The 13,165-nt window shown below is 34.5% G+C and carries 14 protein-coding genes; 10 read left to right on the top strand and 4 right to left on the bottom strand.

Annotated elements, in window-relative coordinates:
* Positions 1-25: 25 nt before the first annotated feature.
* Positions 26-754 carry a ZIP family metal transporter gene (locus NSQ89_RS09295; RefSeq protein WP_061798858.1) on the bottom strand — a complete coding sequence of 243 codons (729 nt, stop codon included), beginning with the start codon at positions 752-754 and terminating at the stop codon, positions 26-28.
* A gap of 269 nt (positions 755-1,023) precedes the next feature.
* On the opposite strand from NSQ89_RS09295, the gene NSQ89_RS09300 reads away from it, so the two are divergent.
* From NSQ89_RS09300 to recQ, 4 genes are all read left to right on the top strand, one after another.
* On the top strand, positions 1,024-1,314 hold the full coding sequence (locus NSQ89_RS09300) for a hypothetical protein (protein ID WP_047943412.1): 291 nt from the start codon (positions 1,024-1,026) through the stop codon (positions 1,312-1,314).
* Positions 1,315-1,453: 139 nt separating this feature from the next.
* Positions 1,454-1,555: a YjcZ family sporulation protein gene (locus NSQ89_RS09305; protein ID WP_082138378.1), complete on the top strand. Its 102-nt coding sequence runs from the start codon at positions 1,454-1,456 to the stop codon at positions 1,553-1,555.
* A 37-nt stretch (positions 1,556-1,592) separates the two neighbouring features.
* Positions 1,593-1,754, top strand: a complete 162-nt coding sequence (locus NSQ89_RS25370; RefSeq protein ID WP_082138379.1) for a YjcZ family sporulation protein — start codon at positions 1,593-1,595, stop codon at positions 1,752-1,754.
* Between the two features lie 246 nt (positions 1,755-2,000).
* Positions 2,001-4,157, top strand: coding sequence for a DNA helicase RecQ (recQ, locus tag NSQ89_RS09315; RefSeq protein WP_341132525.1), 2,157 nt, complete (start codon positions 2,001-2,003; stop codon positions 4,155-4,157).
* A gap of 57 nt (positions 4,158-4,214) precedes the next feature.
* Here recQ and NSQ89_RS09320 read toward each other — a convergent pair whose 3' ends face one another.
* The gene (locus NSQ89_RS09320) at positions 4,215-5,393 is read right to left on the bottom strand and encodes an alanyl-tRNA editing protein (RefSeq protein WP_341132526.1); all 1,179 of its coding nucleotides are present in this window, start codon (positions 5,391-5,393) and stop codon (positions 4,215-4,217) included.
* A gap of 238 nt (positions 5,394-5,631) precedes the next feature.
* Here NSQ89_RS09320 and NSQ89_RS09325 point away from each other — a divergent pair, with 238 nt between their 5' ends.
* The 3 genes from NSQ89_RS09325 (at position 5,632) to NSQ89_RS09335 (ending at position 9,131) form a co-directional block, all read left to right on the top strand.
* On the top strand, positions 5,632-5,817 hold the full coding sequence (locus NSQ89_RS09325; RefSeq protein ID WP_047943415.1) for a cold-inducible protein YdjO-related protein: 186 nt from the start codon (positions 5,632-5,634) through the stop codon (positions 5,815-5,817).
* Between the two features lie 267 nt (positions 5,818-6,084).
* Positions 6,085-8,217 (top strand): PAS domain S-box protein, encoded by a 2,133-nt coding sequence (locus tag NSQ89_RS09330; protein WP_235844490.1) that lies wholly within the window; start codon positions 6,085-6,087, stop codon positions 8,215-8,217.
* A 182-nt stretch (positions 8,218-8,399) separates the two neighbouring features.
* Positions 8,400-9,131 carry a 3D domain-containing protein gene (locus tag NSQ89_RS09335; protein WP_095320079.1) on the top strand — a complete coding sequence of 244 codons (732 nt, stop codon included), beginning with the start codon at positions 8,400-8,402 and terminating at the stop codon, positions 9,129-9,131.
* 119 nt (positions 9,132-9,250) lie between these two features.
* Here NSQ89_RS09335 and NSQ89_RS09340 read toward each other — a convergent pair whose 3' ends face one another.
* Positions 9,251-9,994 (bottom strand): hypothetical protein, encoded by a 744-nt coding sequence (locus tag NSQ89_RS09340; protein ID WP_341132527.1) that lies wholly within the window; start codon positions 9,992-9,994, stop codon positions 9,251-9,253.
* Positions 9,995-10,138: 144 nt separating this feature from the next.
* Positions 10,139-10,333, bottom strand: coding sequence for a helix-turn-helix domain-containing protein (locus NSQ89_RS09345; protein ID WP_235973392.1), 195 nt, complete (start codon positions 10,331-10,333; stop codon positions 10,139-10,141).
* A 377-nt stretch (positions 10,334-10,710) separates the two neighbouring features.
* Here NSQ89_RS09345 and NSQ89_RS09350 point away from each other — a divergent pair, with 377 nt between their 5' ends.
* From NSQ89_RS09350 to NSQ89_RS09360, 3 genes are read left to right on the top strand one after another with little or no spacing between them, the layout of a single operon-like run.
* On the top strand, positions 10,711-11,691 hold the full coding sequence (locus NSQ89_RS09350) for an XdhC family protein (RefSeq protein WP_047943420.1): 981 nt from the start codon (positions 10,711-10,713) through the stop codon (positions 11,689-11,691).
* On the top strand, positions 11,688-12,299 hold the full coding sequence (locus NSQ89_RS09355) for a nucleotidyltransferase family protein (RefSeq protein ID WP_095257310.1): 612 nt from the start codon (positions 11,688-11,690) through the stop codon (positions 12,297-12,299). The genes NSQ89_RS09350 and NSQ89_RS09355 overlap by 4 nt, the downstream gene beginning before the upstream one ends.
* 1 nt (position 12,300) lies before the next feature.
* Positions 12,301-13,158 carry an FAD binding domain-containing protein gene (locus tag NSQ89_RS09360; RefSeq protein WP_341132528.1) on the top strand — a complete coding sequence of 286 codons (858 nt, stop codon included), beginning with the start codon at positions 12,301-12,303 and terminating at the stop codon, positions 13,156-13,158.
* Positions 13,159-13,165 lie beyond the last annotated feature (7 nt).

Here is a 13,165-nt window from a genome sequence, read left to right on the forward strand (position 1 = left end):
AATCTTATTTCGACAGTTTCAGTTTCTATCCTAGATGACTCATGCTTAGAGAGAAGATTAATCCCATACATGTAACAAAACCAACTGTTGGTCCTCCTTGCTCAAAAGCTTCGGGAAGCATAGTGGAGCAAACCATTGCAATTAATCCACCAGCACCAAATGACTGAATCCCAGAAAGCATTACTGCTGATGCATTTTCTAAAAATAAATATCCCACTGAGCTGCTTATCGCGGAAATAAGGATGACACTGCTCCATAAAAATAAAATTTTCTTGTTTGAATAGTTGTCTTTTTTTAGACCCACCGTTGAAGATAGGGACTCAGGAAAATTACTGATGAAAATGGCAATTAAGAAGAGCATGTCCACCTTCTGTGTTATTAATAGACTTAATCCTATAATCATTGATTCTGGTATTGCATCCATCAGAGTGCCAATATAAATAGCTAGTCCCGAATGTCCTTCTGGATTTTTATGTGATCGTTTTCGATTGGACCCGCCCTTTTTATAGAGAAATATTTCAATTAAGGTAAATAAACCCGCTCCAGTTAAAAAAGTAATAGCAGTTGCTGCGATTCCACTTGTATGTACGGATTTGATTAAAAGCTCGAAAGAAGAGGCCCCTATTAATATACCAGTACCCAAAGCCATAAAATAAGCAATAATCCTTTTAGGTATCGATAAAAATAAAGCGGCGATAGATCCCGCGAGTAAGGAAAGACTTGCTACTGCCCCCCACATTGCTGCAACTAACATATGAAATCTCCTTTTTTCTTATTCCTACCCAATTATTTTAAAATCTACACATTTAGAAGTTATTTTAAATTATTGGTATTTCTATTTTGGAATATGCAATTTCTCGATTTGTTCCAGCTCAGGTAAATCGTAAAGGAAGGATTTTTTTCTGATTTAATCTTAATGAAATAATCAGTCAAAAATATCCGCTCTTCTCTTATGATAGTTGTCCATTCTTTTTTTAGACTTGTACATAGGATAATAGGGATGAATGGTTGGAGGTGTGATAAATGTCTGCTAAGAATTTTTATAATCAGTGTTCAAAAGGTGTTGGAAGATGTGTAAGAATCCGTACCCATAGTGGTGAGGTTCATACTGGAATCATTGAAAGAGTCACTCCTAATAAAGTGTATATTCGACCAATAGGGGGAAATCGGAGAAACCATGGTGGATTCGGATATGGTTATAGACGTGGTAATAGACCCGGCTGGGGCTGGGGTTGGGGCTGGGGATTTGGTGCAGCCGCAATAGGAGTATCTTTAGGGTTAATCGCAGCATTGGCCTTTATTCCTTTCTTTTAAACAATTATTAAAGGCAGATTTCTTTCTGAAAGGAATCTGTCTACATACTTTAATAAATTTTCAGCTTTTTCTTCAAACGCCCAAACAGGACAAACTCTAGACTCATATGATGCTTATGTGTATGAGGGAGGTGGAATAAATGAGTGGTGGCCATACAGCTGGTTTTGGTGGAGGTTTTGCTCTACTAGTAGTGCTATTCATTTTATTAATAATTGTAGGTTCTTGTTACGTCGGCTTCTGATAGGAATAAAGATAGAAAAAAAGGAGTGTTTTATAAAATGGGTTACGGAGGATTTGGATACGATAATTGTGGATGCGGTTATGCGGCCCCGGTTGCTGCACCAGTAGCTCCTTGCGGAGGATTTGGATTTGGCAGTGGGTTTGTCTTAATCGTAGTACTTTTCATTTTATTAATCATCGTAGGAGCAGCTTGGCTATAAATTTAATTAAAGGCTGATCCTCTGCTTTCGGTTCATGTTGTTAGCAGAGTGTAGCTTAGCATAATTGATAACTTGCTAATACCTCTATATGAGAATTAGCAAGTTACTTATTGCTGTACTAATAAAGTGTTATTACGCATCTAATTGGACAGGCACTTGTAATGACAATGCTACGTTCAAAATTCATCCGATTAGTGTTACAATATTTTAAGAATATGTTCGGATAAAAGTGGGGAGATTTAGGTAATGATGGATAAAGCACGTAGTATTTTAAAAGAGTACTTTGGATATGACCATTTTAGAAAAGGACAAGAAGATATTATTCGTCTATTATTAAATGGGGAAAATGTTGCAGGAATTATGCCGACTGGCGGCGGAAAATCAATTTGCTATCAGGTGCCCGCGATGATTTTTCCAGGACTGACGATAGTTATATCCCCATTAATTTCTTTAATGAAAGATCAAGTAGATGCACTAACAGAAGTTGGAATTCCAGCGACTTACATTAATAGTACGTTACATAATGAGGAAGTACAGGAAAGGATCTGTGAAATAAAAAACGGTCATTATAAATTACTTTATATTGCACCAGAACGTCTTGAAGCAGATTATTTTACGGAATTATTAAAAGAAGTTTCTATTTCTTTTATTGCAGTAGATGAAGCTCATTGTATTTCACAATGGGGTCACGATTTTCGTCCAAGCTATGCAAAGATTGGCTTTCTCATTAATAAATTAGCGGAAAGACCTCTTGTCGCTGCGTTAACAGCAACGGCTACACCTAAAGTGCATGAAGATATTTGTCTTTTATTAAATATTCCAAGGGAAAATACAATTAAGACAGGATTTGCTCGTGATAATTTATCTTTTTCCATTATTAAAGGGCAAGATAAAGGGAAGTTTCTTGAATCCTTTTTAAAGAAAAATAAAGAGGAATCTGGGATTATTTATGCAGCGACTAGACAAGAGGTGGAAAAACTGCATGAAAGATTAGCAAAAAAAGGCTATTCAGTTGCGAAATATCATGGCGGTATGAACGATGGGCAAAGAGAGACTGAACAGCAAGCATTTATAAAAGATGATGTTTCCATTATGATTGCCACAAATGCATTTGGTATGGGGATTGATAAAAGTAATATTAGGTATGTCATTCATTATCAGCTTCCGAAAAACATGGAGGGTTATTACCAAGAAGCGGGAAGAGCAGGACGTGATGGTCTACAGAGTAAGTGCATATTGTTATATTCAGCACAAGATATTCGGATTCAGCGTTTTCTCATTGATCAGACAATAAACGATCCAGATAAACAGAAGCAAGATCTCGATAAATTACAATCCATGATAAATTTTTGTCATACTGAAGATTGTCTTCAAGAATATATTTTGCATTATTTTGGTGAAGAACATACGGAGAAATGTGGACAATGTTCGAACTGTACAGATGAAAGGACGGTAATCGATGTTACCGTGGAAGCACAAAAAGTACTGTCGTGCATGATAAGAATGGGGGAAAGATTCGGGAAAACAATGGTTGCCCAAGTATTAACAGGTTCAAAAAACAAAAAATTAATGGAGTTTCAATTAAATAAAATCAAAACATATGGCCTTATGAAAGAGCAATCAGCTAAAGAAATCAGTGATTTTATTGAGTTTCTTATTTCTGAACAATATATAGATGTTAGTACAGGAACGATGCCAATATTAAAGGTTTCCAACAAAGGAAAAGAAGTTCTTTTAGGAAAAATTAGAGTGGTCCGGAAAGAACAAATAGAGACAATAAAAGTTAGTGAAAATAACGCACTATTTGATTATTTGAGGGGGATTCGCAAACAATTGGCAGAGGAAGAAAATGTTCCTCCATTTGTGGTATTTTCCGACCAAACACTGCGAAATATCTCGATGGTTATGCCTACATCGCATGAAGATTTCCGAGAGATAAAAGGAATAGGAGACCATAAGCTGCAAAAATATGGAGATGTAATCATTGAACATATTTTAGCATTTCAAAAAGAAGAGGCATATTCAGCTGGCAGGAAAGAAATTCATTCTTCCGAAATAAATACGGAAATAGACAAAAAAGCGAAAAAATATGTAGAGAACTCTCATCTCCATACATTGGAGTTATGGGAAAGCGGATTATCCATTAAGGAAATCGCAAAAGAAAGACAATTAAATGTTCAAACGGTAGAAAACCATCTGCTTCGCTGTGGAGAAGAAGAAATAGAGATTGATTGGACAAAATTTCTAATGCCAGAAGACAAAATGAAAATAGTGGAAGCAATTCAAAAAGTGGGCAAGGATAAATTAAAGCCCATTAAAGAAGAACTTCCAGACGAGATTAGTTATTTTATGATTAAAGTGGTGATCATGCTAGAAAAAAGAAACCAACAAATACGGAATTAACAAAAACCGTCCTCGATTTATTGGCAGAGCCATTATCTTAGGGACGGTTTTTGTTTTTTACATACTCTCTACTAATCTTTCTCTTATTTCCTTTATGCAGGCATTTAATTGTGGAACGGTAGGGAACGTCCCTTGTGCCTGAAGTTCATTTCCCCCGCCTTTCCCTTCATATCTTTGGATTGTTTCCTTAAGAAACTTGCCGCAATGAAAAGGATAATCACCATTATGCTGTAATAGTATTTTTTTATCTATTTCCGAACTAAGGAGAATAATGCAGCTAGATCTTTGCAAGAGGTATTTGGCAAGAATAGATAAATCTTTGATTGTTTTGTCTGCAAATGAAAGGAAGATTACTTTTTCCATTTGTGTCGAAAGCATTTGTTCTGCTAAAAACGCTATATTTTCTCTCTTTAGTGTTTCTAATTCTTTAGTTAATCCCTTTTTCTCTAATTCCAGTTTATTTACACGATCTTCAAGCTGCAGTTTGTTTGTTTTAAAAAACGTTCCTAAGTTATCTAATATAGATTGTGCTGTTTGATAGTCACGAATGGCTCTCCACCCACTTAAAAAGAAAACCCTAGTTTGACCACGATGTTTTTCAGTTTTAAATATTTTAAAGACGCCTAGTTCTCCGGTTCTGCCTACATGTGTTCCAGCACATGCAGAAAAATCCCAATCATCGATTTCTACGATTCTTATATCGCCAGTTACTTTCGGCAGCTTTCTTAAAGGAAATTTGCTCACTTGTTCATGAGTGATAATATGTGTTTTGATTTCTAAGTTTTTCGTGATATAGGAATTACAGGAGTTTTCTAGTTGAGTTATTTGTTCTTTTGTTAGATCAGCTGTATCTATATCAATTGTTGTGTACTCTTTTCCTAAATGAAAGCTAACTGTAGTAATTTGAAATAATTCTTCCAAAACAGCTGATAACATGTGCTGAGCAGTGTGCTGCTGCATATGATCATACCGTCTATCCCAATCTAATTCACATGATACCAGTTTATTTTCTGGTTTTCTTTCCATAAGATGATAAATTTGATTATCTTTCATCTGTACATCTAGGACACGAATCCCATCAATGAATCCAGTATCTGCTGGCTGCCCTCCGCCTTCTGGATAAAAAGCTGTTTCTTTTAAAAGTACATAAATTTGATCATTCGTTTCGATAACTTTCTTTATTGCGGTTGTCCATTTTGTTTCATATGGAGTTGAATAAAACAATTTTGTAGACATTTTTTGCTCCTTCGCGTTCATTTTTCATCATAATACCATAACAATTACACTTAGTTACAGATTTGAAAAAAATATTTGCTCAGTTTCTTTAGCATTATAGATTATTAATGGTCAATGCGCTAATTCCCATTATGGCTTGGAAAAAGTAATAGGTGTTTAATTTCTTTAAATGTTTTGGTTTACACACATAATTACTGGCGGTGCTGGCCATAATAATTTAAAAAGGGGGCTTGTTCATATGTTTTTTAATCGAAAAGGCGCGGAAGAAAAACCAGAAGAAGTGTTAATGAGTATGGAAGTATATGCATGTAATTCGTGTAACGGGTGGATGAGAAAGGATTATGCTACAGATGATCTACTTTGTCCTCTATGTGGAGATCAGACAACTGCAGAAATGAGAGAGCTTCCTCAAATCAGTAATTAACTCGTAAATCACGACAGCTTTATAAATTTACTTAATATTGTTGGGCTTAGTCGTGGAGATTTCCTATCCCATCTCCTTATTTGGAAAACTCTTCGACTTTCTTCAGAGAATATTCATGTCCCTCCATATCCCGCTATTCAATCTCTCCAAAGAACGAATGATTATGTGGCCGTTTAGTGTATGATTTATACAAAAATGCTTTCTTATCTGTTTTATTTGATTTACAATCAAATAGAATGCAAAAAATAGATTAGGAGGATTTTTTGTTTGTATAACTCCATATTAATTTTTATTAGTATCCTAATCGTATATATGGCATGCTATTCTTCGTTTGATTTATTTCAATTAGTGAAAAATGGAGAGAAAAATAGTAGATTTTTGTTCTTAGCAAGCACATTTACGATAGGCTTTGGTTTTTGGATTTTAAGTTTTATTGATATGATGATTAAAAATGTGTATGCAACTGCTAATTATAATATCCCTATCACTATCTTATCAATGGTAGTTGGCATATGTTTTAGTGGTATGGCATTTTATGCGCTATTAGATAAGGAAAAAAAGAAAAGAAGAATCTATGTATCTGCTTTCTTTTTTAGTCTTTCTTTATTATCAATATCCATCATTGGTTTTTATTCAATCGGCAGTACAGTATATTATCAAATTCCGCAATTATTTATCAGTTTTTTATTGTTATTTATAGTATTTTTTATTTCAATATGGTTATCATTTTATCCTGTTACAATTTCTGCCACTTTAAAAAAATGGGTACGGCCTGTATGTAGTTTATTAATGACGGGAGTATGTATGATTAGTCATTTTATTCTCTTAAGTGATGTAAGCGCACCAGAAGTGTCCGTTGTGAGAGATTCCTATCAAAGCAGCTTCATTATTTACATTGCGTTATTTGTCTCTGTATTAGTGTTAGGCGGATTAATTGGAACTAGTACCTTAATTCGAGAACGAATGGATGTAGGAGCAATCAATGTAAGAGATATGCAGCTTGCACTTGATGAGTCTGCAATCGTGGCTTTTACTGATGATAATGGAATGATTACATATGTAAACGATAAATTCGTGGAAGTCTCGAAGTATAGTCGTGAAGAACTGTTAGGACAAAATCATCGTATTTTGAATTCGGGTCATCATTCGCCTGAGTTTTTTCGAAAATTATGGAACACGATTAAAAGAGGGGAGATATGGAAAGGGGAGATACTCAATAAAGCAAAGGATGGTACGCTATATTGGGTTGATACCGTAATAGTCCCTTTTTTAAATAAGGAGGGGGCACCTTATCAGTATGTTGCAATCAGACGGGACATTACAGAGCAAAAAATGGTTCAGCATCAACTGGAAGAGTCTGTACGTGAAGTAAGTGACATTACCTATGCATTAGAACAATCAAGTATTATTGCTTTTACAGATAAAAGAGGGATTATTACAAATGTTAATTCTAAATTTTGTGAGATATCCGGATATAGTAGGCAGGAATTAATCGGGAAAACGCATCGTATTGTAAATTCTGGCTATCACTCAAAAGATTTTTTCCGAAATGTTTGGCAAACAATTGAAAAAGGGGAAATCTGGAAGGGGGAAATCCGAAATAAAAGGAAAGATGGCTCTTATTATTGGGTCGATACAACTATTGTCCCTTTTTTAGATAAAAATAATAAGCCTTATCAGTATTTAGCTATAAGAAATGATATTACGGAAAAGAAACGCACAGAAGAAGTTCTTCATCGACAAGATAAATTAGCAGCGATTGGTCAATTAGCAGCTGGTGTTGCTCATGAGATCCGTAACCCATTAACTTCTATAAAAGGATATGCGGAATTTTTGAGTATGGATGAAACCGAGAAAGATCGACAGGAATACTTTGAGATTATTTTAGATGAGATTGAAAGAGTAAACTCTATTGTAGAGGAATTCATGCTTCTTTCTAAGCCGACTGTTTCTGTGTTAGAGAAAAAACCGCTACTACCTATTATCGATAATGTTCTTTCTATTTTAGATTATCAGCTGCGAAAAAATAAAATTCAATTGAATCGATTTTACGAAGAGCCGAATCCTTTTGTAGAATGTGACGAGAATAAATTAAAACAGGTTTTCTTGAATTTTATAAAAAACGCGGTCGAAGCTATGCCTGACGGGGGCTCTATTGATATAAGCGTAAAAAAAGGAAAGGAAGATATTTCGATTATAATCAAAGACAGCGGAATCGGTATGTCAAAAGAGCAATTAAAAAAAATAGGTGAACCATTTTTTACAACAAAAAAAGAAGGCAATGGACTTGGATTAATGGTCAGTTTCAAAATAATTGAGAATTTAAATGGGAAAGTATATGTAGACAGTGAAATAAATAAAGGTACAAGCTTCCACATAACCTTGCCTTCCGTTCATTAAAAACTATGTTTGAAAAGAAAACAGGTATTAGTTTATAGATTATTCTGACGATTCGTATTGTGTTTGTTATTGGATTGTCATATACGTAATCGAATTAACAACTGCCTGTTCTTTTTTTTGGCGTTTTTCATGTTAAGATTATACCTGTTAGCTCAACTGGAGCTATTCTAGGAGGTATAAAAATGAAAAAAATCTTTTCTATTCTAACTTGTGCATCAATACTAACTACAGCTGCTCCGTTTGTAGGTGCAGAAGAAATGAAAGTAGAAAAAGGAGATACTCTTTGGTCTATTTCACAAGAAAAAAAGGTAAGTGTTGATGATATAAAAAGATGGAATGATTTAGATAGTGATATCATTAAGGCGGGTGATACACTTACTATTGAAGATGTAAAGAAATACACAGTAAAAGCGGGAGATAATCTATGGAAGATATCTCAAAAATATAATACAACTGTAGATCAGCTAAAGGAATGGAATAAGCTGAATAGTGATACAATACATAAGGATGACGTATTGATTGTTTCCAAAGATGGTTCTGAACAAAACGCACCAGAATCAAAGCCACTTAACAAAGCAGTTAAAGCAGATAATACAGTAAAGGCTGAAAGTACAAATTCAGCAGCAAAAGAAATCACAGTAACCGCGACAGCATATACAGCAAATTGTGAAGGATGCTCTGGTGTTACTGCAACCGGAATTAATTTAAAGGATAATCCAGATAAAAAGGTTATTTCAGTTGATCCTAACGTAATTCCTCTAGGCTCTAAGGTCTATGTGGAAGGATATGGTACTGCAATTGCCGGAGACACAGGCGGAGCGATTAAAGGGAAGAAAATTGATGTATTTGTTCCATCTCAAGCGAAAGCATTAGAGTGGGGAAGAAAACAAGTTTCTGTAAAAATCCTTGATTAAGTTAAACGCTTGAAAGTATTCCAGAAAAAAAATAAACCTAGACGATTATACGAATGTTTTTACCAGCAACTTCGTATAATTGTTTAGGTTTTTTATTTGTGTATAAAAAAATTACCATTTTATTTTTTTATCGTCTCATCTTTTTTAGAAGAAACGAAGAATCGCTGAATTGGCTGCGAGATGCTTTTTATATTGTTTTCTATTTTTTCCGCTAAATAATGTGCTCTTTCAAAGATAACTTCTTTAAGATGGTCGAGCTGCCGACTGATTTTATTGACGCTCCCAGTTGTTTCTTTCATGCTTTCTAAAAAGGTTTGCTGAAATATTTCGTGTAAATCCAACTTTTCTGCAATATGTTGATAGTTGGTTTCAGTTTCCGTGATTTTTGTTTTCACGTCTGCAGCAAGCTGATTAAATTCTTCCATTTTATTAGAAATCATCGAAATATCTTTCTCTTGAAAGGTTAACTGGTCAAATAGAGCTGTTTGCCGCAGAGATTCTTCCCTTGTTAATTCTTTTTGCTCTTCTGCTAGCAAGATAAGAGTGTCAAGTTGTGCTTCTATTGTGGATGTTTCATTATCTAAATCAGTAAATTTAGTTAAAAGCTCCTTTGTAGCTGAATCATTAAGTTCTAATTTTGAATCGATTTCGTTAAAATGCTGAAGATGCTTCTTCTGTTTCTCAATCAAATCTTCCTGAAATTTATACCATAATGTCATTAATTGCTCATTTTGTTTGTGCTGTTTATATAGATATTCCTGTAAATAATTGTGTTGGAAATGGGATTGATTATTTAAACTTTCAGCAGAAAGATTGGGAAGATAAACTTTTGAAGAGTTGCTGTGGTGTTCATTTGTAGGCATTTTCCCCCTCCTTTCTCCTTCTTTATTCTATTGGGAAAGAGAAAAAAGGGTGCAGAGGATAATTTTAAATAGAAGAAAATAGAAAGTATCTACATAAAGCATAACACAAGGGATCTGTATGTTCTTGCTATTTTCTTCTAGAAACTACATAAACGGAGGAATTCCTTTACTTATTTCTGATATTATGGATGTAATGGAGGCGATATCTTGATCGTCAATGTTAAACGTTTGTCTAATCTTATTTTCTAAATCTTTACTAACTCTTCGCTTTCCGACTTCCACTAAAGCAATTAATGCAAAGCTGCAATTTAAAACACGGGCAAAATCTCTCTGTGTCATTTCATAATTTTTCCTAATAAATTTAATAATTTCTTTATTCATAGTCCACCTCATTTAATTAAATAAAAGAATAAATAAGAAAGACGAAAAGAAGAATTTTTTAATCCAAGATATGAGAATTATAGTTGATAATCAAGAAAATGTAAATATATTATGCTAGTAAAAAACGAATACAAATATTTTGAATTATAATAATCATTTTTTTAATTTTTAGATAATTTGTTCAATCTATCTAATTACCACTTAGATTATTATTTAATTAGTCCAATGACATATAAAAAGGAAGGAATTAATATGATGTAATAACATCTAATGTTATAAAAAGTAACAATGATTTTCGATTCGACTAAAAATTTGATTGGAATGGGGGAGTTAGCGTGTCTTCCGATCATTATGCTGTTATTGATGCGGTTATTGCAACAGAAAAAAACAGTTATTTAGCGACAATTGTGAAGGTGGAAGGAACAGCCTACCGGAAAGAAGGAACTATGATGTTCATCACGGATGCCGGAAAAGAAAAGGGATTATTAACAGGCGGATGTGTAGAGCAGGATTTACTCGCAAGAATCGAAATGCAGCAAAAAGCTAAAGCTTTTTTAATGGAATACGATCTGCGTTCAGAAGATGATTTGACATGGGGGCAAGGCATTGGATGTGATGGGAAAATTTATATTATGGTTGAGCCGGTCACGCCGGCAACAAGCAAAGTTTTTCAGCAATTAAAATCACATATGCAAAAAGGAGAAAGTGTCAAACTTATTAAGAGTTTTCATAAATTAGATAATTTCCTTGTTAATACGGTCAGCCCACAAACAAAAACAGAAACAAATGTTGCATCTACTTCTTTTTTGGATACTGACAATAAGTATATATTTACCCAAGCTCTCTCTCCTCAACCAAGATTAATTATCTATGGAGCAGGACCAGATGTCAAACCAGTTGTCTCTTTTGCTAGCAAAGCCGGGTTTTATGTCATCTTATCTGATTGGCGAGAAGCTATTTGTTCAGCAGATAATTTCCCAGACGCAAAAGAATATCAAATAGGTTCTCCGACTCAGGTGCTGGCTGCAATAAAACCCTCAGAAGATGATTATGTACTATTGATGACACACAGCTTTAGTAAAGATCAAGAATTTGTACATTTACTTTTGGAACGAAGGGTAAAATTCTTTGGGTTATTAGGCTCCAAAAAGAGGTCGGAAAAATTATTGGCAGAAAAAATAAAGCCAGATTGGATCCACTATCCAGTCGGAATATCTATTCATTCAGAAAGCCCAGAAGAAATCGCCATTAGTATAACAGCACAATTAATTAAAATTAAAAATGAAAAGAATTCTCTTGTAGGTAAAATAGGATGATTACAGCCTTATATTTAGCTGCGGGGAATAGCAAGAGGATGGGAGAACATAAACTGTCCCTTCCTCTTCGGAATGAAACAGTTGGTAATCATGGATTATCTGTGTTGCTTACCTCGCCATTTGTTGATTATGTTTTTGTTATCGTTCAACCAGGCGATCACTTAAACTGGATAACACCTGCTAATAAACTCTTTTTGAATGGAAAAAAAGGGAAAGTAATTACTTGTGACGAAGCGTCTCTAGGGCAATCATATTCTTTAAAAAAAGGTTTTAAAGCAGCTATCGAGCAACAGGCAGAAAAGATTCTTGTATGTTTAGCAGATCAGCCTTTTATTACCCATGAAATGATTGATAAAATCGTGACTACTCCATTACTTCCTCCATATAAATATGTAGCAAGCATGCATAAAGGGGTTTACAAACCGCCGATTTTATTCCATCCGAGCGCGATATCAGATATAAACTACTTAGAAGGAGATATAGGAGCTAGAAAATTATTGCAAGATGGCATTATGCATGGGGAAAAGATTGAATTTTCTGAAGAAGAATGTTTTATTGATATTGATACAAAAAATGATTATGAAAAAGTGCTGAAAAGGAGGGAATAACATGCATGTTTCAACTCTCAATTATCCGACTACTGTGGAAATACCTACCACCTTATCTGCTATTAATAAATGGAATGAATCAAATTATGCCTTTATCTCTGGTGGAACAATCCTTCAAGTAAATTGGGAAGCAGGTCAGGACAAACCAAACCACCTTATTAGTACAGAAAAATTAATGGAGTTAAAAGGAATCTCAGAAGTAGAACTAGATGGCCAATTCTTTTTGCAGATTGGTGCAGGCATGTCTATTTCTGAATGTTTAACCAGCGTATTAATGCAAGAAAAGGCTCCGCTTATAGTAGAGGCCTGTGAGAAAATAGCGGCTCCTGCAATTCGTAACAGAGGAACAATTGGCGGAAATATATGCAGCAAAATTGGTGATAGCATTCCTGCTTTATTAGTTTTGGATGCACTATTAACTTTTTTTAATGGCAAGGAGACCTACTTAATCACATTAAAGGATTGGCTGGCATCAAAAAAGCGGCCATCATCCGAATTGTTAACAAAAGTACTCATACCAATAGCAGCACGGAAGCTAGAAACATATTCTTTTTTTAGAAAGATTAGTAGACGGGCCAGTTTTACAGCTGCAATTATATCGATTGCAGGGTATCTAGAGTTTGAAGAAAAAAATATAAAGACCATAAAAATTGCGATTGGCGGAGGCAGTCACATTCCGACTCGTCTTACAAGCACTGAAAGGGAGATTACCCGCTCGCAGAGTCCTATTGATTGGTCCCGAATCTCTAAAGTCATTCAGGAAGACTTCCTATCTTATACAGATCCTTTTATAACAGAAGCGTATCGCAAAAAAGTCGCAGCAAACGTAATAATTGCTAATATGAAAGAATTACTTTAATAGAAAA

Source organism: Niallia sp. FSL R7-0648 (assembly GCF_038007005.1).
Taxonomy (GTDB): domain Bacteria; phylum Bacillota; class Bacilli; order Bacillales; family Cytobacillaceae; genus Niallia; species Niallia circulans.

Bases quoted from the DNA above. Each gene is read 5' to 3' on its own strand.
- NSQ89_RS09295 (WP_061798858.1), bottom strand. From the start codon at position 754: ATGTTAGTTGCAGCAATGTGGGGGGCAGTAGCAAGTCTTTCCTTACTC.
- NSQ89_RS09300 (WP_047943412.1), top strand. From the start codon at position 1,024: ATGTCTGCTAAGAATTTTTATAATCAGTGTTCAAAAGGTGTTGGAAGA.
- NSQ89_RS09305 (WP_082138378.1), top strand. From the start codon at position 1,454: ATGAGTGGTGGCCATACAGCTGGTTTTGGTGGAGGTTTTGCTCTACTA.
- NSQ89_RS25370 (WP_082138379.1), top strand. From the start codon at position 1,593: ATGGGTTACGGAGGATTTGGATACGATAATTGTGGATGCGGTTATGCG.
- recQ (WP_341132525.1), top strand. From the start codon at position 2,001: ATGATGGATAAAGCACGTAGTATTTTAAAAGAGTACTTTGGATATGAC.
- NSQ89_RS09320 (WP_341132526.1), bottom strand. From the start codon at position 5,393: ATGTCTACAAAATTGTTTTATTCAACTCCATATGAAACAAAATGGACA.
- NSQ89_RS09325 (WP_047943415.1), top strand. From the start codon at position 5,632: ATGTTTTTTAATCGAAAAGGCGCGGAAGAAAAACCAGAAGAAGTGTTA.
- NSQ89_RS09335 (WP_095320079.1), top strand. From the start codon at position 8,400: ATGAAAAAAATCTTTTCTATTCTAACTTGTGCATCAATACTAACTACA.
- NSQ89_RS09340 (WP_341132527.1), bottom strand. From the start codon at position 9,994: ATGCCTACAAATGAACACCACAGCAACTCTTCAAAAGTTTATCTTCCC.
- NSQ89_RS09345 (WP_235973392.1), bottom strand. From the start codon at position 10,333: ATGACACAGAGAGATTTTGCCCGTGTTTTAAATTGCAGCTTTGCATTA.
- NSQ89_RS09355 (WP_095257310.1), top strand. From the start codon at position 11,688: ATGATTACAGCCTTATATTTAGCTGCGGGGAATAGCAAGAGGATGGGA.
- NSQ89_RS09360 (WP_341132528.1), top strand. From the start codon at position 12,301: ATGCATGTTTCAACTCTCAATTATCCGACTACTGTGGAAATACCTACC.